The organism is Staphylococcus sp. FSL K6-0223 (assembly GCF_038008285.1).
This window is the reverse complement of record NZ_JBBOYX010000002.1, coordinates 1,182,123-1,204,128: the sequence shown is the minus strand read 5'-3', so window position 1 is coordinate 1,204,128 and position 22,006 is coordinate 1,182,123. Positions and strand designations below refer to the sequence as shown.

The 22,006-nt window shown below is 35.1% G+C and carries 21 protein-coding genes and 1 other annotated feature; all 21 genes read left to right on the top strand.

What is annotated here, in order from left to right:
- The first annotated feature begins 11 nt into the window (after positions 1–11).
- The 21 genes from MHI13_RS16750 to rpoB all read left to right on the top strand — a co-directional run bounded on the left by MHI13_RS16750 (position 12) and on the right by rpoB (position 21,952).
- Positions 12–575 (top strand): UvrB/UvrC motif-containing protein, encoded by a 564-nt coding sequence (locus MHI13_RS16750; protein ID WP_002433344.1) that lies wholly within the window; start codon positions 12–14, stop codon positions 573–575.
- A complete protein-coding gene (locus MHI13_RS16745) occupies positions 568–1,572 on the top strand; it encodes a protein arginine kinase (protein ID WP_002433454.1) in 1,005 nt (334 codons plus the stop codon). Before MHI13_RS16750 ends, MHI13_RS16745 begins: the two co-directional genes overlap by 8 nt.
- Positions 1,573–1,586: 14 nt before the next feature.
- A complete protein-coding gene (locus MHI13_RS16740; RefSeq protein ID WP_002433302.1) occupies positions 1,587–4,040 on the top strand; it encodes an ATP-dependent Clp protease ATP-binding subunit in 2,454 nt (817 codons plus the stop codon).
- A gap of 342 nt (positions 4,041–4,382) precedes the next feature.
- Positions 4,383–5,750 carry a DNA repair protein RadA gene (gene radA / locus MHI13_RS16735; RefSeq protein ID WP_002433170.1) on the top strand — a complete coding sequence of 456 codons (1,368 nt, stop codon included), beginning with the start codon at positions 4,383–4,385 and terminating at the stop codon, positions 5,748–5,750.
- A gap of 157 nt (positions 5,751–5,907) precedes the next feature.
- On the top strand, positions 5,908–6,972 hold the full coding sequence (locus MHI13_RS16730) for a PIN/TRAM domain-containing protein (RefSeq protein WP_422785084.1): 1,065 nt from the start codon (positions 5,908–5,910) through the stop codon (positions 6,970–6,972).
- Positions 6,973–7,381: 409 nt separating this feature from the next.
- Positions 7,382–8,836, top strand: a complete 1,455-nt coding sequence (gene gltX, locus MHI13_RS16725) for a glutamate--tRNA ligase (RefSeq protein WP_002433261.1) — start codon at positions 7,382–7,384, stop codon at positions 8,834–8,836.
- Positions 8,837–9,257: 421 nt separating this feature from the next.
- Entirely contained in the window at positions 9,258–9,887 is a 630-nt protein-coding gene (cysE, locus tag MHI13_RS16720; RefSeq protein ID WP_171002259.1) for a serine O-acetyltransferase, read from the top strand.
- Positions 9,871–11,271, top strand: a complete 1,401-nt coding sequence (cysS, locus tag MHI13_RS16715; RefSeq protein WP_002433303.1) for a cysteine--tRNA ligase — start codon at positions 9,871–9,873, stop codon at positions 11,269–11,271. Before cysE ends, cysS begins: the two co-directional genes overlap by 17 nt.
- Positions 11,272–11,274: 3 nt before the next feature.
- The gene (locus tag MHI13_RS16710; protein WP_002433421.1) at positions 11,275–11,661 is read left to right on the top strand and encodes a Mini-ribonuclease 3; all 387 of its coding nucleotides are present in this window, start codon (positions 11,275–11,277) and stop codon (positions 11,659–11,661) included.
- Positions 11,662–11,668: 7 nt separating this feature from the next.
- Positions 11,669–12,418 carry a 23S rRNA (guanosine(2251)-2'-O)-methyltransferase RlmB gene (gene rlmB / locus MHI13_RS16705; protein ID WP_002452475.1) on the top strand — a complete coding sequence of 250 codons (750 nt, stop codon included), beginning with the start codon at positions 11,669–11,671 and terminating at the stop codon, positions 12,416–12,418.
- Positions 12,415–12,942: an NYN domain-containing protein gene (locus MHI13_RS16700; RefSeq protein WP_002433453.1), complete on the top strand. Its 528-nt coding sequence runs from the start codon at positions 12,415–12,417 to the stop codon at positions 12,940–12,942. The genes rlmB and MHI13_RS16700 overlap by 4 nt, the downstream gene beginning before the upstream one ends.
- Before the next feature lie 74 nt (positions 12,943–13,016).
- On the top strand, positions 13,017–13,589 hold the full coding sequence (locus tag MHI13_RS16695; protein WP_002432990.1) for a sigma-70 family RNA polymerase sigma factor: 573 nt from the start codon (positions 13,017–13,019) through the stop codon (positions 13,587–13,589).
- A 117-nt stretch (positions 13,590–13,706) separates the two neighbouring features.
- Positions 13,707–13,850: a 50S ribosomal protein L33 gene (gene rpmG, locus MHI13_RS16690; protein WP_002452476.1), complete on the top strand. Its 144-nt coding sequence runs from the start codon at positions 13,707–13,709 to the stop codon at positions 13,848–13,850.
- Positions 13,851–13,906: 56 nt separating this feature from the next.
- Positions 13,907–14,089, top strand: a complete 183-nt coding sequence (secE, locus tag MHI13_RS16685; RefSeq protein ID WP_002433350.1) for a preprotein translocase subunit SecE — start codon at positions 13,907–13,909, stop codon at positions 14,087–14,089.
- A 10-nt stretch (positions 14,090–14,099) separates the two neighbouring features.
- Complete coding sequence (gene nusG / locus MHI13_RS16680; protein WP_002432993.1) at positions 14,100–14,648, top strand: transcription termination/antitermination protein NusG; 549 nt, start codon at positions 14,100–14,102, stop codon at positions 14,646–14,648.
- Positions 14,649–14,841: 193 nt separating this feature from the next.
- Positions 14,842–15,264 (top strand): 50S ribosomal protein L11, encoded by a 423-nt coding sequence (gene rplK / locus MHI13_RS16675; RefSeq protein WP_002433084.1) that lies wholly within the window; start codon positions 14,842–14,844, stop codon positions 15,262–15,264.
- Between the two features lie 221 nt (positions 15,265–15,485).
- Positions 15,486–16,181, top strand: coding sequence for a 50S ribosomal protein L1 (gene rplA, locus MHI13_RS16670; protein WP_002452478.1), 696 nt, complete (start codon positions 15,486–15,488; stop codon positions 16,179–16,181).
- Positions 16,182–16,275: 94 nt separating this feature from the next.
- Positions 16,276–16,422, top strand: a sequence feature (ribosomal protein L10 leader region).
- Positions 16,423–16,461: 39 nt separating this feature from the next.
- The gene (gene rplJ / locus MHI13_RS16665) at positions 16,462–16,962 is read left to right on the top strand and encodes a 50S ribosomal protein L10 (protein ID WP_002433246.1); all 501 of its coding nucleotides are present in this window, start codon (positions 16,462–16,464) and stop codon (positions 16,960–16,962) included.
- Positions 16,963–17,001: 39 nt separating this feature from the next.
- The gene (rplL, locus tag MHI13_RS16660; protein ID WP_002433406.1) at positions 17,002–17,370 is read left to right on the top strand and encodes a 50S ribosomal protein L7/L12; all 369 of its coding nucleotides are present in this window, start codon (positions 17,002–17,004) and stop codon (positions 17,368–17,370) included.
- Positions 17,371–17,576: 206 nt separating this feature from the next.
- Positions 17,577–18,185 carry a class I SAM-dependent methyltransferase gene (locus MHI13_RS16655; protein WP_064210390.1) on the top strand — a complete coding sequence of 203 codons (609 nt, stop codon included), beginning with the start codon at positions 17,577–17,579 and terminating at the stop codon, positions 18,183–18,185.
- Positions 18,186–18,400: 215 nt separating this feature from the next.
- Complete coding sequence (rpoB, locus tag MHI13_RS16650; protein WP_340761593.1) at positions 18,401–21,952, top strand: DNA-directed RNA polymerase subunit beta; 3,552 nt, start codon at positions 18,401–18,403, stop codon at positions 21,950–21,952.
- Positions 21,953–22,006: the final 54 nt, after the last annotated feature.

Genomic DNA, 22,006 nt, shown 5'->3' with positions numbered 1-22,006 from the left:
GGTGTCTGAACGTGCTTTGTGAAAACTGTCATTTAAATGAAGCAGAAGTAAAATTAACAGTTAAAAGTAAAGACGGTACTCACGAAAAATGGGTATGCTCAATATGTGCTCAAGGTGATAATCCATGGCAACAATCTCATGAGGATACTTCTTACCATGTGCATCAGGATGATATAGAGGAAGCTTTTGTAGTTAAACAGATTTTACAACATCTTGCTACGAAACATGGTATTAATTTTCAAGAAATGGCGTTCAAAGAGGAAAAGCAATGCCCAACATGTCAAATGACTTTAAAAGATATTGCGCACGTTGGTAAATTCGGTTGCGCGAATTGTTACGCAACTTTTAAAGAAGACATTATCGATATTGTTAGACGTGTACAGGGAGGCCAATTTGAACATGTAGGTAAAACGCCTCAATCTTCATATAAGAAACTTGCAATTAAAAAGCAAATCGAAGAAAAAACAAAATATCTAAACAAATTAATTGAAGAACAAAATTTCGAGGAAGCAGCTGTTGTACGTGATGAAATTAAAGCATTAAAAGATGAGAGTGAGGTGTCTCGTAATGAGTGACATTCATACTAATATAAGTGAATGGATGAAGATGACAGAAGAGGCACCTGTAGTTATTTCTTCTCGTATTAGATTAGCAAGAAATCTAGAAAATCACGTCCATCCTTTGATGTTTCCTTCTGAACAAGAGGGTTTTCGAGTTATCAACGAAGTTCAAGATGCGCTTCCAAACTTAAAGTTACAACGTTTAGACACTATGGATCAACAAAGTAAAATGAAATTAGTTGCGAAACATCTTGTCAGTCCAGAACTTATCAAACAGCCAGCATCCGCGGTGCTGTTAAATGAAGATGAATCTTTAAGTGTAATGATTAACGAAGAAGATCATATTCGTATTCAAGCGTTAGGAACAGATTTATCGTTGCGTGAATTATATCAAAGGGCTTCAAATATTGATGATGAGTTGGATAGTGATTTAGATATAAGTTATGACGAACACTTAGGTTATTTAACAACGTGTCCAACTAATATAGGCACTGGAATGCGCGCAAGTGTCATGCTACATTTACCAGGACTTTCTATTATGAAGAGAATGAATCGTATCGCTCAAACGATTAATCGTTTTGGATTTACGATTCGAGGTATTTATGGTGAAGGTTCACAAGTATATGGACATATTTATCAAGTTTCAAACCAACTTACTTTAGGGAAAACTGAATCCGACATCATTGATAACTTAACTGAAGTAGTTAATCAAATTATCAATGAGGAAAAACAAATCAGAGAAAGACTTGATAAACATAATCCTGTAGAGACACTTGATAGAGTTTATCGCTCACTAGGGATTTTACAAAATAGTAGAATCATATCAATGGAAGAAGCATCATTTCGCTTGAGTGAAGTTAAGCTCGGCATTGATTTAAACTATATTTCGCTTGAAGATTTTAAATTTAATGAATTAATGGTAGCTATTCAATCGCCATTTTTAATAGATGAAGATGATGATAAAACAGTAAATGAAAAAAGAGCTGATTTATTAAGGAAACATATAAAATAGGAGGTATTTTATATATGCTATTTGGTAGATTAACAGAACGTGCACAACGCGTACTAGCGCACGCACAAGAAGAAGCAATTCGCTTGAACCATTCAAATATTGGAACGGAACATCTTTTATTAGGTTTAATGAAAGAACCTGAAGGTATCGCTGCCAAAGTGTTAGAAAGCTTTAATATCACTGAAGATAAAGTTATTGAAGAAGTTGAAAAGTTAATTGGCCATGGTCAAGAACAAATGGGCACTTTACATTACACACCTAGAGCTAAAAAAGTTATTGAGCTTTCAATGGATGAAGCGAGAAAACTACATCATAACTTTGTGGGAACAGAACATATTCTTCTAGGCTTAATCCGTGAAAATGAAGGTGTCGCAGCACGTGTCTTTGCCAATTTAGATTTAAATATTACAAAAGCACGCGCGCAAGTAGTAAAAGCTTTAGGTAGTCCAGAAATGAGTAATAAAAATGCTCAAGCAAATAAATCAAATAACACTCCAACATTAGATAGTTTAGCTAGAGACTTAACAGTTATTGCTAAAGATGGCACTTTAGATCCTGTAGTTGGAAGAGATAAAGAAATTACTCGTGTGATTGAAGTGCTCAGCCGTCGTACTAAAAATAACCCAGTACTTATCGGTGAGCCTGGTGTGGGTAAAACTGCTATAGCTGAAGGTTTAGCACAAGCAATCGTTAATAATGAAGTCCCAGAAACTCTAAAAGATAAACGAGTGATGTCACTTGATATGGGAACTGTCGTTGCTGGTACAAAATACCGCGGTGAATTTGAAGAACGCTTGAAAAAAGTAATGGAAGAAATTCATCAAGCAGGTAACGTCATTTTATTTATAGATGAGTTACACACATTAGTTGGTGCTGGAGGTGCGGAAGGTGCAATTGACGCTTCTAATATTCTTAAACCAGCATTAGCTAGAGGAGAGTTACAATGTATTGGTGCTACAACATTAGATGAATATCGTAAAAATATTGAGAAAGACGCTGCGTTAGAACGTCGTTTCCAACCTGTTCAAGTTGATGAACCAACAGTTGAAGATACGATTGAAATCTTAAAAGGATTACGTGATCGTTATGAAGCTCATCATAGAATTAATATATCTGATGAGGCTTTAGAAGCTGCGGCAAAATTAAGTAATCGTTATGTATCAGATCGTTTCTTACCAGACAAAGCGATTGACCTTATTGATGAAGCAAGTTCTAAGGTTAGATTGAAAAGTCATACAACTCCTAACAATCTAAAAGAGATTGAACAAGAAATTGAAAATGTAAAAAATGAAAAAGATGCTGCCGTTCACGCACAAGAATTTGAAAATGCAGCAAACTTAAGAGACAAACAATCTAAGCTTGAAAAACAATATGAAGAAGCTAAGAACGAATGGAAAAACTCTCAAGGTGGTGTAAGTACAGCTTTATCTGAAGAAGATATTGCTGAAGTTATCGCAGGATGGACAGGTATTCCATTAACTAAAATTAATGAAACTGAATCAGATCGCTTACTCAACCTTGAAGATACACTTCATAACCGAGTTATCGGTCAAAATGACGCTGTTAATTCAATTAGTAAAGCTGTAAGACGTGCTCGCGCTGGATTAAAAGATCCTAAACGTCCAATCGGTAGCTTTATCTTCTTAGGTCCTACAGGTGTAGGTAAAACAGAATTAGCTCGTGCATTAGCTGAATCTATGTTTGGTGAAGATGATGCTATGATTCGTGTTGATATGAGTGAATTTATGGAGAAACATGCTGTGAGTCGTTTAGTTGGAGCACCTCCAGGCTACGTAGGTCATGATGATGGTGGTCAATTAACTGAAAAAGTTAGACGCAAACCTTACTCAGTTATTTTATTTGATGAAATTGAAAAAGCCCATCCTGACGTATTTAATATCTTGCTACAAGTATTAGATGATGGTCATCTAACTGATACTAAAGGTCGTACTGTAGATTTCCGTAACACAGTCATTATTATGACATCAAATGTTGGTGCGCAAGAATTACAAGACCAACGATTTGCAGGATTTGGCGGTGCTTCAGAGGGTAATGACTACGAAACAATTCGCAAAACAATGATGAAAGAACTCAAAAATTCATTCCGTCCTGAATTCTTAAACCGTGTGGATGATATCATCGTATTCCATAAACTATCTAAAGAAGAATTGAAAGAAATTGTTACTATGATGGTTAAGAAACTTACTGATCGATTATCTGAACAAAACATCAATATTTCTGTAACTGATAAAGCTAAAGAAAAAATCGCAGAAGAAGGTTACGATCCAGAATACGGTGCTAGACCATTAATTAGAGCCATCCAAAAAACTGTAGAAGATAATCTTAGTGAATTAATTTTAGATGGTAATCAAATTGAAGGTAAAGAAGTCACAATCGATCATGATGGCGATGAATTCAAATATGACATCCATGAAAAGTCAGATGATAAAGAAACCACTGAAGCTTAATTGATTATTGCTAATATATTGAATAACTAAAGTAATGTTTGCTATTTGCATCATTAATAAATGACATCTCTCGCTGTTTGAGGGATGTCATTTTTTTACATATTTTTCAATTTGTTTAAAACTGATGATGGGATATTCATTTTCCGGAAAATAAATGACAATACACTAGCGATTATACAAAATTGCAGAAATTAAAATAGACAAAAATAAAATTATTTATAAAAAATCATAGTTTAATAACCACATAAAAATAGACTATATCATAATCATTTACATTTAATTTGTCATAATCAAAATGTCAGTTTAAAATAGATTTGTTCATAATAATTTGGAGGTGCAGAAGTGGCCAAGAAAAAAGTAATATTTGAGTGTATGGCATGTGGCTATCAATCTCCTAAATGGATGGGGAAATGTCCAAACTGTGGTGCATGGAACCAGATGGAAGAAATTGTAGAGAAAGCTGCAAACCCTAAACATGGAGTGAAATCTAAAGAAGCGGCAGGAAAAGTTCAAAAATTGGATAATGTTAAACATGAATCTACCCCTAGAATTCTAACGGATTCTAAAGAATTTAACAGAGTCCTTGGTGGAGGGATTGTCAGTGGATCACTCGTACTTATAGGTGGCGATCCTGGTATAGGGAAGTCTACGTTGCTTCTTCAAATATGTGCGGCATTATCTCAAAATAAGAATGTCTTATATATTACAGGTGAGGAATCTATCAATCAGACTAAACTACGTGCCGACCGCTTAGAAGAAGATTCTAGTCAACTCAATGTATTAGCAGAGACTGATTTAGAAGTCATTCATCAAACAGTTAAGGATGAACGCCCAGATTTACTTGTAGTAGATTCAATTCAAACTATTTATCATCCTGAAATCAGTTCTGCACCGGGTTCTGTATCTCAAGTAAGAGAAAGTACTCAAAGTCTAATGAATATCGCAAAGCAAATGGATATCGCAACGTTCATCGTCGGTCATGTTACGAAAGAAGGACAAATTGCCGGTCCAAGATTACTTGAACATATGGTGGATACCGTGCTTTACTTTGAAGGTGATGAACATCATGCTTATCGAATTTTACGTGCGGTTAAAAACCGTTTTGGCTCCACGAATGAGATGGGTATTTTCGAAATGAAGCAAAGTGGTTTGAAAGGTGTCTTAAATCCGTCTGAAATGTTCTTAGAAGAACGTTCTACAAACGTGCCAGGTTCAACAATTGTACCGACTATGGAAGGTACAAGACCACTATTAATAGAGGTCCAAGCGTTAGTCACACCGACCACTTTCAACAATCCAAGACGTATGGCTACGGGCATAGATCATAATCGATTAAGTTTGCTTATGGCAGTTTTAGAGAAGAAGGAGAATTATTTACTTCAACAACAAGATGCTTATATCAAAGTTGCTGGTGGTGTGAAATTAACAGAACCAGCCGTTGACTTAAGTATTATTGTTGCGACAGCTTCAAGCTTTAAGGATAAAGCGGTAGACGGTTTAGATTGCTTTGTTGGAGAGGTTGGTCTAACAGGTGAAGTTCGACGTGTGTCACGCATTGAACAACGCGTGCAAGAGGCGGCTAAACTTGGATTCAAACGAGCGATTATACCTCAAACTAATATTGGTGGGTGGACTTTCCCGGAAGGTATTCAAGTCATAGGAGTGTCTTCTGTGCATGAGGCTTTAAAATATGCGCTTCATTCTTCATAATCCTCCCTCATAGTAGGTAGTGAGTTTTAAGATTTAAACGCATATAGTTTTTTAATTTAGTTTTCACAAATTTCATTATAATTATGTTAAATAAGTTATTTACATACAATGAATAGACAGCCATGAGAGGAGGATAAGATTGAATATCATTAGATTAATGGTGTTAATTATTTATATCATTATCGGTGCTGCACTAGGGATTATCATTATCCCAGAAGTAGTATCTGATTTAGGGATTAACACTTACCCAATTATCACTAATCATTACATAGATGGATTAATAGGAATCATATTGTTCTTCATTATATTTGGATTTTTCTTAAAAAAGGTCACATACGCTTTTAAAGAACTAGAACAAATTATAATGCGCCGCAGTGCGGTTGAAATCTTGTTCGCAACAATTGGTTTGATTATTGGATTATTTATTTCTGTGATGGTTTCTTTCATCTTAGAACTAATAGGAAATTCAATGCTCAATCATTTTATCCCAATTATAATAACAATTATTTTATGTTATCTCGGATTCCAATTTGGTTTAAAGAAACGTGATGAGATGTTAATGTTTTTGCCTGAAAATATGGCACGCTCAATGTCCTACAACACACGTAAAGCAATCCCTAAAATCATCGATACAAGCGCAATTATTGATGGGCGTATATTAGATATTATTCGTTGTGGATTTATTGATGGAGATATTCTTATCCCTCAAGGTGTTATAAATGAATTACAAGTCGTAGCTGATGCGAATGATAGTGTTAAAAGAGAAAAGGGTCAGCGTGGATTAGACATTCTTAATCAACTTTATGATTTAGACTATCCTACTCGAGTCATAAATCCAACGAAATCTCATAATGATATTGATACTTTACTAATCAAATTAGCACAACATTACCACGCTCACGTTATTACAACGGATTTTAATTTAAATAAAGTGTGTCATGTCCAAGGCATTATGGCACTTAATGTTAATGATTTATCTGAAGCTATTAAGCCTAACGTACATCAAGGTGACCACCTCAATATCCTTTTAACTAAAATGGGGAAAGAGCCTGGTCAAGGCGTTGGGTATTTAGATGATGGCACAATGGTCGTTGTTGATAACGCTAAGAAATTAGTGGGCCAACATGTTAACTTAGAAGTCATCAGTTTACTACAAACTTCATCTGGTAGAATCGTTTTTGCGAAACATGTCGATGACAATAGTTCTGATTTTGAAAATTAATTCTAAAAAGAGGTTTCATGTGAAACTACATATTTTATAATTAAGTATGTATTTTACATGAAACCTTTTCTCATATAAAAAACTATTAACTATGAAAGACTGTTAAAACAATAGACTTATCAAAGGCGTGTTTAAGTGCTACAATATTATTGAATGTTATGTAAGAATGAATAATCAATGTTTCACGAAAGTTATTCACAAAGTAATGGTTAAACACATCATAAACTTTTGAATAACTTTTTTTAAAATTGAATTAAACTACTGAAAACATGAAAGCTTACATGCTTAATGGTTTGAAACATGACTTGAAAATATTAAATGCGATTGCTTCATAAAATGAGTTATCATAGGGCATTTATTTTCAATCAGTTAATCAACCACATAAATAATAATCGTAGGAGTGAATATAATGAGTGAACGCATCAGAGTAAGATATGCGCCAAGTCCAACAGGCTACTTGCATATTGGTAATGCTAGAACAGCATTATTTAACTATTTATTTGCGAAACATTATGATGGAGATTTTGTAGTTCGTATAGAAGATACGGACAGTAAACGTAACTTAGAAGATGGTGAATCTTCACAATTTGATAACTTAAAATGGTTAGGTTTAGACTGGGATGAATCTATCGATAAAGATAAAGGTTTTGGTCCATATCGTCAGTCTGAACGTGCTGATATTTATAATCCACTTATTCAACAATTACTTGATGAAGATAGAGCATACAAGTGTTACATGACTGAGGAAGAATTAGAAGAAGAACGTGAAGCGCAAATTGCTCGCGGAGAAATGCCTCGTTATGGCGGACAACACGCACATTTATCAGAAGAACAACGCAAACAGTTCGAAGCTGAAGGACGTAAACCATCTATTCGCTTCCGCGTGCCTAAAGATAAAACTTATAGTTTCAAAGATATGGTAAAAGGTGAAATTTCTTTTGATTCAAATAATATGGGTGATTGGGTCATTGTTAAGAAAGATGGCGTTCCAACGTATAACTTTGCAGTTGCTGTAGACGATCATTATATGAAAATTTCAGATGTTATTCGTGGTGATGACCATGTTTCTAACACACCTAAACAATTGATGATATATGAAGCGTTCGGTTGGGAACCACCACGCTTTGGTCATATGTCATTAATCGTTAATGAAGAACGTAAAAAGTTAAGTAAACGTGACGGTCAAATTTTACAATTTATTGAGCAATACCGTGATTTAGGTTACTTACCAGAAGCACTATTTAACTTTATTACTTTATTAGGTTGGTCACCTGAAGGTGAAGAAGAAATCTTTTCTAAAGAAGAATTTATTAAAATCTTCGATGAAAAACGTTTATCTAAATCACCAGCTATGTTCGACAGACAAAAGTTAGCTTGGGTAAATAACCAATATATGAAAACGAAAGACACTGATACAGTATTTGAATTAGCATTACCGCATTTAATCAAAGCAAATCTTATCCCAGAAAATCCTTCTGAAGAAGATAAAGAATGGGGTAGAAAACTTGTTGCTTTATATCAAAAAGAAATGAGTTACGCAGGTGAAATTGTTCCATTATCAGAAATGTTCTTCCACGAAATGCCAGAACTTGGTGAAGAGGAGCAAGAAGTTATAAATGGTGAACAAGTTCCTGAGTTAATGAATCATTTATACGGTAAATTAGAAGCTTTAGAACCATTTGAAGCAGCAGAAATTAAGAAAACAATTAAAGAAGTTCAAAAAGAGACAGGTATTAAAGGTAAACAATTGTTCATGCCAATTCGTGTAGCCGTTACAGGTCAAATGCATGGACCAGAATTACCAAATACGATTGAAGTTTTAGGTAAAGAAAAAGTATTATCACGATTACAAAAGTATGTATAGTAAATTAATAACGAAGTTTAGCTTTATCTAGTGCAGTATGATTAAAAAACGTGTGTTTCGACTTGAAATTTCACAATTAACGACCTATTATTATAACTATAAAAATGAATCAAAGGATTAGTAATTAATTATTACATGACTCAGAGAGTGTGCGGTCGCTGTGAGCACATCATTAATATTAATGAATGCACCTTTGTTGAACTAAGATGAATAATACAAATGAGAGTAACGCTAACATTTTAAAGTTTCGTTACTAAATGAAGAGTGGAACCGTGCTAAGAGCGCCTCTAACATCAGTTGTTAGAGGTGCTTTTTTAATAAAATTAATTTTAAAATTGTGCATGACGGTCGAAAATTATTTCATGTAAAGAACAGATATCTTAATGATTGAACCAAGGGGGAGAAGATCTTGTTAAGAAGAATGAGAGACGATATAAAAATGGTGTTTGAACAGGATCCAGCAGCACGCTCAACTTTAGAAGTAGTTACTACCTATGCAGGATTACATGCGGTATGGAGTCATTTGATAGCCCATAAATTATATAATAAGAAACGTTATACAGCAGCGAGAGTCATCTCACAAGTGTCACGCTTTTTTACGGGTATAGAAATTCATCCCGGAGCAAAAATTGGTAAACGATTATTTATTGATCACGGTATGGGTGTTGTAATTGGTGAGACATGTACAATTGGGGATAACGTCACGATTTACCAAGGTGTTACTTTAGGTGGTACAGGTAAAGAAAAAGGTAAGCGTCACCCGGACATTGGAGATAATGTTTTAATTGCAGCTGGTTCTAAGGTGTTGGGGAATATTCAAATTGAATCAAATGTAAATATTGGTGCGAATTCAGTTGTACTACAATCTGTACCAAGCTATACCACTGTTGTAGGTATACCGGGTCATATCGTTAAACAAGAAGGTAAGCGTATCGGTAAAACATTTGACCATCGCAACTTACCTGATCCACTTTTCGAACAAATCAAACATTTAGAACGACAACTTGAAAAAGCTAAGAATGGAGAGATTCAAGATGATTACATTATATAATACGTTAACACGTCGGAAAGAAACATTTGAGCCGATAGAACCAGGCAAGGTAAAAATGTATGTTTGTGGTCCGACCGTTTACAATTATATACACATCGGAAATGCAAGACCTGCTATTAACTATGATGTTGTTAGAAGATATTTTGAATACAAAGGTTATGAAGTGATTTACGTTTCCAATTTCACTGATGTGGATGATAAATTAATTAATCGCTCTAAAGAACTAAATGAAAGTGTTCCTGAAATTGCAGAAAAGTACATCAAAGCATTCTATGAAGACGTAGGTGCATTGAACGTTAAGAAAGCAACATCCAATCCGCGTGTGATGAACCATATGCAAGAAATTATAGATTTCATTAAAGAATTAGTAGATGAAGGGTATGCTTATGAGAGTGATGGAGATGTGTACTTTAGAACGCGTCAATTTGATGGATATGGTAAATTAAGTCATCAATCTCTAGATGACCTCAAAGTAGGCGCGCGTATTGAAGCGGGAGAACAAAAAGAAGATGCGCTCGATTTTACTTTATGGAAAAAAGCGAAACCTGGCGAAATCAGTTGGGATAGTCCATTTGGTAAAGGTCGTCCAGGCTGGCATATCGAATGCTCAGTTATGGCTTATCATGAATTAGGAGCGACAATCGATATTCATGCAGGAGGATCAGATTTACAATTCCCTCACCATGAAAATGAAATTGCCCAGTCAGAAGCACACAATCATGCACCATTTGCGAATTACTGGATGCACAATGGATTCATAAATATAGATAACGAAAAAATGAGTAAATCATTAGGTAACTTCATTTTAGTACACGACATTATTAAAGAAATAGATCCAGATGTACTACGTTTCTTTATGATTAGTGTCCATTACCGTAGCCCGATTAATTATAATTTAGAACTAGTAGGAGCTGCGAGAAGCGGTTTAGAACGTATACGCAATAGTTATAAATTGATTGAAGAACGTGAAGCCATTGCTACAGATTTAGAAGAACATTCTGAATACATTGATCAAATAGAAACGATTCTCCGACAATTTGAGGCGGTTATGGATGATGACTTTAATACAGCTAATGCTGTCACTGCTTGGTATGATTTAGCCAAACTTGCGAATAAATATGTTCTAGAGAACACAACGTCTACGAAGGTACTTCATAGATTTAAAGAAGTATATCAAATCTTTAGTGATGTTCTTGGCGTCCCACTTAAAGGTAAAAATGAAAATGAGTTACTAGATGAGGATATTGAAAAGCTTATAGAAGAACGTAATGAAGCTCGTAAAAATAAAGATTTCGCACGTGCTGATGAAATTCGAGACATGTTGAAAGAACGTAACATTATTTTAGAAGATACGCCACAAGGTGTCAGATTTAAGCGTGGCTAAATAATGAATGTTAAATTATTAAATCCATTGACGCTTGCTTATATGGGCGATGCCGTATTAGATCAACATGTACGAGAATATATTGTTCTTAAATTACAAAGTAAACCGAATCGTCTACACCAGGTATCAAAACAATATGTTTCTGCTAAAAGCCAAGCTCAGACATTAGAGTATTTAATATCTAATGATTGGTTTACTGAAGAAGAGTTAAATGTTTTGAGAAGGGGACGTAATGCTAAAAGCTATACCAAAGCTAAAAATACTGATGTTCAAACATATCGAAAAAGTTCAGCCTTGGAAGCAGTTATAGGTTTTTTATATTTAGATCATCAACATGCGCGTTTAGAAGAATTACTTCAAACTATTGTTGAAATAGTAAATGAAAGGTAGTGAGAACGTGGAGGATACTGTCATAGTAGGAAGACATGCAGTTAAAGAAGCGATTGTTTCGGGGCATGCTATAAATAAGATTTTGATTCAAGATGGTATAAAAAAACAACAGATTAATGAAATTTTAAAAAATGCAAAAGCTCAAAAATTGATAGTTCAAACCGTGCCAAAATCTAAATTAGATTTTTTATCAAATGCACCTCATCAAGGGGTTGCTGCATTAGTCGCTCCATATGAATATGAAGATTTTGATGAATTTTTACAAAGCCAGAAGAATAAAGATGGCTTTTCTACAATATTAATTTTAGATGGTCTAGAAGATCCGCATAATCTTGGTTCTATATTAAGAACTGCTGATGCAACAGGAGTAGACGGGGTCATTATTCCTAAAAGACGTTCAGTAGCGCTCACGCAGACTGTTGCAAAAGCTTCAACTGGAGCTATTCAACATGTTCCAGTTATACGCGTTACGAACCTTTCTAAGACAATCGATGAATTAAAAGAAAATGGTTTTTGGGTCGCAGGTACCGAAGCAAGTAATGCTACGGATTATCGTGACTTACAGGCGGATATGTCTTTAGCTATCGTGATCGGAAGCGAAGGACAAGGAATGAGTCGCTTAGTGAGTGATAAATGTGATTTTTACATTAAAATACCTATGGTTGGACATGTTAATAGTCTCAATGCTTCTGTAGCAGCAAGCTTGATGATGTATGAAGTATTTCGTAAAAGAGATGAGACTGGAGAGATGTCATGAAGGAAAGATATCTAATTATCGATGGCTATAATATGATAGGTCAATCTTCAGCATTAAGTGCGATTGCTAAAGAGAGTTTAGAAGAAGCAAGAGAGCAACTTTTGGATGCCATAGCAAACTATAATGCACTTATTGCTGATGAAATTGTGTGTGTATTTGATGCATATGAACAATCCGGAATTGAAAGAGAATACGTATACCATGGCGTTAGAACGGTGTTTACTAAAGAGAAAGAAACAGCAGATAGTTTTATCGAACGTTATGTATATGAGTTATATGATAAACATACAACGCATATCACCGTTGTTACGAGTGATATGAGCGAGCAACATGCCATTTTTGGATCTGGGGCATACCGCATATCTTCGAGGGAGATGTGGCGAGATTTAAAAGAAAATGAAATCACAGTGAGCAAATCAATTGATGATTTTAGTGAAAAGAAACCCAGAACTCGAATTCAGTTATCAAATGAGATACTAGAAGAATTTGAAAAAATCAGACGTGGAAACCATCGAAATGATTAATACAGTGGTATTGATAAATTTAATCTAAGTCATATAAACTAACCTAACAATAAAGGAAGGTTAGGTATACGTGATTGAATCAAAGACATCAAGATGAATTAACACAGTATCATTTCAACATCGAAACTGAAGATATCGAGCGTATATTTGAAACGCTACTTAGAGAGTTGAGACCACTCATTTTTAGAAAAATTGGATACATAACATCGAATCAATTTGATATTGAGGATATGTATCAAGAGATTATCATAAAAATGTATCGAGCACTTCAACATTATGACTTTAGTAGAGCAATTCCATTCAAAAGATATTTGTACTTTCTCATTCGCTCTGTTAAGTATGACTACTTAAGAAAGAGTAGAGCTGAACGTCATCGACACGTGATGCTTATCAACGAGTACGTTGTAGATTATCATTGTTCATTAGCACTTGATGAAGTTGAGAGGTCATTTTTAAGAGAAGAATTATCAAAAGAAATTATGAGCCAAGCATTTACATTAAGCGGATTGGAAAGAGACGTCTTAAAACTAATTATTAAAGAATATAAACCGAGAGAAATTGCACAAGCATTAGAGATTAAAGATAAAGACGTTTACAATGCCATACAACGTTGTAAAATGAAAATGAAACGACAATTAAGGAAATGAAATTGTCTGTATTATTCCCTAGTAATTAGGTGATTATAGCAAAGAATGTATGTTTGACATTTATTACGACATTTATGTATAGTATATTGGTATTATAATGAGTAAAGGTGAATAATCGTGAAGAAAGTACCTTTAAATTGTGAGGTTTGTGGCAATAGAAATTACAACGTCCCTAAAAAGGAAGGTTCGGCAACGAGATTAACACTGAAAAAGTATTGTCCGAAGTGTAATTCGCATACAGTTCATAAAGAATCGAAATAGATTATTAAGCTGAATGAGACTTTAAAGTTGAGGCTTAAAATGTGGAGGTCTAACTAATGGCTAAAAAAGAGAACTTCTTTAAAGGCGTTAAATCAGAAATGGAAAAGACAAGTTGGCCGACAAAAGAAGAACTATTCAAATACACTGTAATCGTTGTATCTACAGTTATATTCTTCTTAGTCTTTTTCTATGCCTTAGACGTAGGTATTAATGCATTGAAACAATTATTATTAGGTTAGGAGTGGAGACATGTCTGAAGAAGTGGGCGCAAAGCGTTGGTATGCAGTGCATACCTATTCTGGATATGAAAACAAAGTTAAAAAGAATTTAGAAAAAAGAGTAGAATCTATGAATATGACAGAGCAAATTTTTAGAGTTGTCATACCAGAAGAGGAAGAAACACAAGTTAAAGATGGTAAAGCTAAGAAACTTGTTAAAAAAACATTCCCAGGTTACGTGCTAGTTGAGCTTGTAATGACGGATCAGTCATGGTATGTCGTTCGTAACACACCAGGTGTTACAGGATTCGTAGGTTCTGCAGGTGCGGGTTCTAAACCTAATCCTCTACTTCCTGAAGAAGTGCGCTTCATTCTTAAGCAAATGGGTCTTAAAGAGAAAACTATTGATGTTGAACTTGATGTTGGTGAACAAGTTCGTATCAAATCAGGACCTTTTGCTAATCAAGTAGGCGAAGTTCAAGAAATCGAAGCGGATAAATTTAAATTGACTGTACTTGTAGATATGTTTGGTCGAGAAACACCGGTCGAAGTTGAATTCGATCAAATTGAGAAACTTTAATTTAAACGTCTATCAAAAATTAATATAAAACTTCAACTAAAAGATGAAATTTTACTATTGATTTTTTAATAGAGCGAGTGTTAAAATAATGTGGTCGCGCTTTTAGAGCGTTCATTTCGTCACGAAATGTTTAAGAGTGGGAGGGCAAAACTGAGCCCTGTGACCACATCACGATATCAAGGAGGTGCACATCGTGGCTAAAAAAGTAGAAAAAGTAGTTAAATTACAAATTCCTGCAGGTAAAGCGAACCCAGCACCACCAGTTGGTCCAGCATTAGGTCAAGCAGGTGTGAACATCATGGGATTCTGTAAAGAATTCAATGCACGTACACAAGAACAAGCAGGTTTAATCATTCCGGTAGAAATCAGTGTATATGAAGATCGTTCATTTACATTCATTACTAAAACTCCACCGGCTCCAGTACTACTTAAAAAAGCAGCTGGCGTTGAAAAAGGTTCAGGTGAACCTAATAAAACAAAAGTTGCATCAGTAACTAAAGATCAAGTACGCGAAATTGCTCAAACTAAAATGCAAGACTTAAACGCTGCAGACGAAGAAGCAGCTATGCGTATTATCGAAGGTACTGCACGTAGCATGGGTATCACTGTAGAATAATTAAGCGTATTAACGAATTTAATTTTAAAAATGAACTTAATTTAGACGATAAAAGCAGGTAACAGAGAAGGTAAACAATTGATATTGTCTATGAGTAAGAGGACGGGACATAAATTATATTTCTGGACCACTCTCTTTCCACTGTTATCTGCTCTTAACTTGCGATAGGCAAGTAAATGTGGGAGGAAATTCCGCTAAAACCACTAAAGGAGGAACAATAAATGGCTAAAAAAGGTAAAAAGTATCAAGAAGCAGCTAGCAAAGTTGATCGTACTCAACACTATAGTGTTGAAGAAGCAATTAAATTAGCTAAAGAAACTAGCATTGCTAACTTTGACGCGTCTGTTGAAGTAGCTTTCCGTTTAGGAATTGATACACGTAAAAATGACCAACAAATCCGTGGTGCAGTTGTTTTACCTAACGGTACTGGTAAATCTCAACGTGTATTAGTTTTCGCTAAAGGCGATAAAATCACTGAAGCTGAAGAAGCAGGTGCAGATTATGTAGGAGAATCAGACTACGTACAAAAAATCCAACAAGGTTGGTTTGATTTCGACGTAGTTGTTGCTACTCCAGACATGATGGGCGAAGTTGGTAAATTAGGTCGTGTATTAGGACCTAAAGGTTTAATGCCTAACCCTAAAACAGGTACAGTAACAATGGATGTTAAAAAAGCTGTAGAAGAAATTAAAGCTGGTAAAGTTGAATATCGTGCTGAAAAAGCAGGTATCGTACATGCTTCAATCGGTAAAGTTTCATTCGACGATGAAAAATTAGTTGAAAACTTTAAAGCTTTACAAGACGTTTTAGCAAAAGCTAAACCATCTTCTGCTAAAGGTACTTACTTCAAATCTGTTGCTGTAACTACAACAATGGGTCCTGGAGTTAAAGTTGATACTTCATCTTTCAAACTATAAATTTTAAATAATGCAACATGATTACAGACTGAAGGAAGCAATCTTTCAGTCTGTAAATTTTTTGTTGACTTATTACAACAAAGCAGTTATATTATTAATTGTGATTATTTTACCTAAGACAGTAGGAGTTATTTATAACTTAAAACTCATCCTACCGAGGCTAAAATTGACTTGAACGTGATGATTAATGATCTTTCAAGCACTTTTTGCCGTGGGTAGAAAGTGCTTTTTTTATTGCTATTAAAAAAAGCACCGAAAAAATTTAAATGGAGGTGTCTGAATGTCTGCTATCATTGAAGCAAAAAAACAACAAGTAGATACTATTGCTGAACAACTTAAAAATTCAGTATCAACAGTTATCGTTGACTACCGTGGTTTAACAGTAGCAGAAGTTACTGAATTACGTTCACAATTACGTGAAGCAGGTGTTGAGTACAAAGTTTACAAAAACACTATGGTTCGTCGTGCAGCTGAACAAGCAGGTATCGAAGGCTTAGATGAATTCTTAACAGGTCCTACAGCTATCGCAACTTCAACTGAAGATGTTGTAGCTCCAGCGAAAGTTATCGCAGGATTTGCTAAAGAACACGAAGCTTTAGAAGTTAAAACAGGCGTTATGGAAGGTAGCGTAATCTCAGCTGAAGAAGTTAAAACTGTTGGTTCATTACCTTCACACGATGGTCTTGTATCAATGCTTTTATCAGTATTACAAGCTCCAGTACGCAACTTCGCTTATGCAGTTAAAGCCGTTGGTGAACAAAAAGAAGAAAGCGCTGAATAATCGCGCATAAAAAATTAAATTAAATGGAGGAATTTTAAAATGGCTAATCAAGAACAAATCATTGAAGCAATTAAAGAAATGTCAGTATTAGAATTAAACGATTTAGTAAAAGCAATTGAAGAAGAATTTGGTGTAACTGCAGCAGCTCCAGTAGCAGCAGCAGGTGCAGCTGGTGGCGGCGACGCAGCAGCTGAAAAAACTGAATTTGATGTTGAATTAACTTCAGCTGGATCTTCAAAAATCAAAGTTGTTAAAGCAGTTAAAGAAGCAACTGGCTTAGGATTAAAAGATGCTAAAGAATTAGTAGACGGAGCTCCTAAAGTAATTAAAGAAGCTATGCCTAAAGAAGATGCAGAAAAACTTAAAGAACAATTAGAAGAAGTTGGAGCTACTGTAGAATTAAAATAGTTTCTACTCTCTAATTAAATAGTTAGGTTGAAGAGATTTGTTCGACCAACTTTATAAGTTTTGTCGAGTCAAATACAACCTGAATTCTTTGAGAAATTAAAACCCCGTTATTGCGATAACGGGGTTTTTAATTACCTTGTAATTATATTTAGTATTATAGATTAACTAGCTTAAGCATACGAATAAATTTTAATTGAGGTGTGGACATGAGTCACTACTATGATGAAAATCCTGAAGTGAAAAGCAATCACAAGAAAATAAGTTATCATTTTGATAAGGTGCATTTAGAGTTCACGACTGACACCGGTGTGTTCTCAAAAGATAGAGTGGATTATGGTTCGGATTTGTTAATTAAAACATTTTTAAAGGAACATCCGCCTGGACCTAGTAAATATATTGCCGATGTTGGTTGCGGATATGGGCCTATCGGATTAACTATTGCTAAAGTTTCGCCACACCATCAATTATATATGTTAGATGTAAATAATAGAGCATTGGCTCTTACTGGAATGAATAAAACTAAAAATCAAATTGAAAATGCTGAAATAATAGAAAGTGACTGCTTGTCAGGTGTAAGCGATCAACAATTTGATTACATTCTGACAAATCCACCTATTAGAGCTGGTAAAGATGTAGTGCATAGAATTTTTGAAGAGGCTTATTGCAAATTAAAAGATCAAGGTGCACTCTATGTTGTGATACAAAAGAAACAAGGTATGCCATCTGCAAAGAAGAAAATGCAAGAATGCTTTAACCATGTAGAAGTCGTTAATAAGAGTAAAGGATATTATATTTTGAAAAGTTTAAAAGGTTGATTTCAAAATCGTATTCTGATATAGTTATAAAATGTAAAAATTTATGTTCAATAAGTGTGTACTTTTACGTAAAAGGATAAATAAATTAAGTATAAATATAAATCGAAAATGGTGTCATCATAAGTGTTGCCGTTTTCTTTTTGTCTTTTATATTCTTTATTGTGTCCTATTTCAATGTATAAGTAAAACACACAATTTTTGAGGGGTGAATCTGTTTGGCAGGTCAAGTTGTCCAATATGGAAGACATCGTAAACGTAGAAATTACGCGAGAATTTCAGAAGTATTAGAATTACCAAACTTAATAGAAATTCAAACAAAATCTTACGATTGGTTCCTTAAAGAAGGTTTATTAGAGATGTTCAGAGACATTTCTCCAATTGAAGATTTCACAGGTAACCTATCTTTAGAATTTGTAGATTATAGATTAGGTGAACCAAAATACGATTTAGAAGAATCAAAAAATCGTGACGCTACTTATGCTGCACCTCTTCGTGTCAAAGTACGTCTTATTATTAAAGAAACAGGCGAAGTTAAAGAACAAGAAGTCTTCATGGGTGATTTCCCATTAATGACAGACACTGGTACATTTGTAATCAATGGTGCTGAACGTGTTATCGTATCTCAATTGGTACGTTCACCATCCGTTTACTTCAATGAAAAGATTGATAAAAATGGACGTGAAAACTACGATGCAACTATTATTCCTAACCGTGGTGCTTGGTTAGAATATGAAACTGACGCAAAAGATGTAGTGTACGTTCGTATCGATAGAACTCGTAAATTACCATTAACTGTATTATTACGTGCACTTGGTTTTTCAAGTGATCAAGAAATCATTGATTTACTAGGAGAAAGTGAATATTTACGTAATACATTAGAAAAAGATGGTACTGAAAACACAGAACAAGCTTTATTAGAAATTTATGAACGTTTACGTCCTGGCGAACCACCAACAGTAGAAAATGCTAAAAGCTTATTATACTCACGTTTCTTTGACCCTAAACGTTATGATTTAGCAAGCGTAGGTCGTTATAAAGCTAATAAGAAATTACACTTAAAACATCGTTTATTCAATCAAAAATTAGCAGAGCCTATTGTTAACAGTGAAACAGGCGAAATTGTAGCTGAAGAAGGCACAGTACTAGATCGTCGTAAGATTGATGAAATTATGGAAGTTCTAGAAACAAACGCTAATAGCGAAGTCTTTGAACTTGAAGGTAGCGTTATTGACGAACCAGTTGAAATTCAATCAATCAAAGTATACGTACCTAATGACGAGGAAGGTCGTACAACTACTGTTATCGGTAATGCATTACCAGACTCAGAAGTTAAATGTATAACTCCAGCTGATATCATAGCTTCAATGAGTTACTTCTTTAACTTATTAAATGGCATTGGTTATACAGATGATATCGACCACTTAGGTAATCGTCGTTTACGCTCAGTTGGTGAATTATTACAAAACCAATTCCGTATCGGTTTATCAAGAATGGAACGTGTCGTGCGTGAAAGAATGTCAATCCAAGACACTGATTCAATTACACCACAACAATTAATCAATATTCGTCCAGTTATTGCATCAATTAAAGAATTCTTTGGTAGTTCTCAATTATCACAATTCATGGACCAAGCTAACCCATTAGCTGAGTTGACTCACAAACGTCGTCTATCAGCATTAGGGCCTGGTGGTTTAACTCGTGAACGTGCTCAAATGGAAGTACGTGACGTTCATTACTCACACTATGGTCGTATGTGTCCAATTGAAACACCAGAGGGTCCAAATATTGGTTTAATTAACTCATTATCAAGTTATGCGCGAGTAAATGAATTTGGTTTCATTGAGACACCGTATCGTAAAGTTGATTTAGATACGAACTCTATTACAGATCAAATCGATTACTTAACTGCTGATGAAGAAGATAGCTACGTAGTTGCCCAAGCCAACTCACGTTTAGACGAAAATGGTCGTTTCTTAGATGACGAGGTTGTTTGTCGTTTCCGTGGTAATAACACAGTTATGGCGAAAGAAAAAATGGATTACATGGATGTATCACCTAAACAAGTTGTATCAGCAGCTACAGCATGTATTCCATTCTTAGAAAACGATGACTCTAACCGTGCATTAATGGGTGCGAACATGCAACGTCAAGCGGTACCATTGATGAACACTGAAGCACCATTTGTTGGTACTGGTATGGAACATGTGGCTGCACGTGACTCTGGTGCTGCAATCACTGCTAAACACAGAGGTCGTGTTGAGCACGTTGAATCTAGTGAAATTTTAGTGCGTCGTTTAGTTGAGGAAAATGGCACTGAACACGAAGGTGAATTAGACCGTTATCCATTAGCTAAATTCAAACGTTCTAACACAGGTACTTGTTATAACCAACGTCCAATTGTTTCAGTTGGTGACGTGGTTGAATATAATGAAATCCTTGCCGATGGTCCTTCAATGGAATTAGGTGAAATGGCATTAGGACGAAATGTAGTTGTTGGTTTCATGACTTGGGACGGTTACAACTACGAGGATGCTGTAATTATGAGTGAACGTTTAGTTAAAGATGACGTTTACACTTCTATTCACATTGAGGAATATGAATCAGAAGCTCGTGATACTAAATTAGGACCTGAAGAAATCACTCGAGATATCCCTAACGTATCTGAAAGTGCACTTAAAAACCTAGATGATAGAGGTATCGTCTATGTAGGTGCTGAAGTTAAGGATGGCGACATTTTAGTTGGTAAAGTGACGCCTAAAGGTGTAACTGAGTTAACAGCTGAAGAAAGATTATTACATGCAATTTTCGGCGAAAAAGCTCGTGAAGTTCGCGATACTTCATTACGTGTGCCACACGGTGCAGGTGGTATTGTACTAGATGTTAAAGTGTTTAATCGTGAAGAAGGAGACGACACATTATCTCCAGGTGTAAACCAATTAGTAAGAGTTTATATCGTTCAAAAACGTAAAATTCATGTTGGGGACAAAATGTGTGGTCGTCACGGTAACAAAGGTGTTATTTCTAAAATTGTTCCTGAAGAAGATATGCCTTACTTACCAGATGGACGCCCAATTGATATCATGTTAAACCCACTTGGTGTACCATCACGTATGAACATCGGACAAGTCCTTGAGTTGCACTTAGGTATGGCTGCTAAGAACCTAGGCATCCACGTTGCATCTCCAGTATTTGATGGTGCTAACGATGAGGATGTATGGTCTACTATCGAAGAAGCAGGGATGGCTCGCGATGGTAAAACTGTATTATATGATGGACGTACAGGTGAACCATTCGATAACCGTATTTCTGTAGGTGTTATGTATATGCTTAAACTTGCTCACATGGTTGATGACAAGTTACACGCACGTTCAACTGGTCCATACTCACTTGTTACACAACAACCACTTGGTGGTAAAGCACAATTCGGTGGTCAACGTTTCGGTGAGATGGAGGTATGGGCACTTGAAGCTTATGGTGCTGCATATACTTTACAAGAAATCTTAACTTATAAATCTGACGATACTGTAGGTCGTGTAAAAACTTACGAATCTATCGTTAAAGGTGAAAACATCTCTAGACCAAGTGTTCCTGAATCATTCAGAGTATTGATGAAAGAACTACAAAGTTTAGGATTAGATGTTAAAGTGATGGATGAGCAAAACAACGAAATTGAAATGGTGGACGTTGATGATGAAGATGCAACAGAACGCAAAGTAGATTTACAACAAAAAGATGCTCCTGAATCACAAAAGGAAACAACTGATTAAAAAGCACTTAAGATAAAAGGATTCTTAAAGAGGTAATGAAATGTGAATCATTTC

Bases quoted from the DNA above. Each gene is read 5' to 3' on its own strand.
- MHI13_RS16730 (WP_422785084.1), top strand. From the start codon at position 5,908: ATGGTGTTAATTATTTATATCATTATCGGTGCTGCACTAGGGATTATC.
- nusG (WP_002432993.1), top strand. From the start codon at position 14,100: ATGTCTGAAGAAGTGGGCGCAAAGCGTTGGTATGCAGTGCATACCTAT.
- cysE (WP_171002259.1), top strand. From the start codon at position 9,258: ATGAGAGACGATATAAAAATGGTGTTTGAACAGGATCCAGCAGCACGC.
- gltX (WP_002433261.1), top strand. From the start codon at position 7,382: ATGAGTGAACGCATCAGAGTAAGATATGCGCCAAGTCCAACAGGCTAC.
- MHI13_RS16710 (WP_002433421.1), top strand. From the start codon at position 11,275: ATGAATGTTAAATTATTAAATCCATTGACGCTTGCTTATATGGGCGAT.
- rplL (WP_002433406.1), top strand. From the start codon at position 17,002: ATGGCTAATCAAGAACAAATCATTGAAGCAATTAAAGAAATGTCAGTA.
- MHI13_RS16655 (WP_064210390.1), top strand. From the start codon at position 17,577: ATGAGTCACTACTATGATGAAAATCCTGAAGTGAAAAGCAATCACAAG.
- cysS (WP_002433303.1), top strand. From the start codon at position 9,871: ATGATTACATTATATAATACGTTAACACGTCGGAAAGAAACATTTGAG.
- MHI13_RS16745 (WP_002433454.1), top strand. From the start codon at position 568: ATGAGTGACATTCATACTAATATAAGTGAATGGATGAAGATGACAGAA.
- secE (WP_002433350.1), top strand. From the start codon at position 13,907: ATGGCTAAAAAAGAGAACTTCTTTAAAGGCGTTAAATCAGAAATGGAA.
- MHI13_RS16700 (WP_002433453.1), top strand. From the start codon at position 12,415: ATGAAGGAAAGATATCTAATTATCGATGGCTATAATATGATAGGTCAA.
- rplJ (WP_002433246.1), top strand. From the start codon at position 16,462: ATGTCTGCTATCATTGAAGCAAAAAAACAACAAGTAGATACTATTGCT.
- rplA (WP_002452478.1), top strand. From the start codon at position 15,486: ATGGCTAAAAAAGGTAAAAAGTATCAAGAAGCAGCTAGCAAAGTTGAT.
- MHI13_RS16740 (WP_002433302.1), top strand. From the start codon at position 1,587: ATGCTATTTGGTAGATTAACAGAACGTGCACAACGCGTACTAGCGCAC.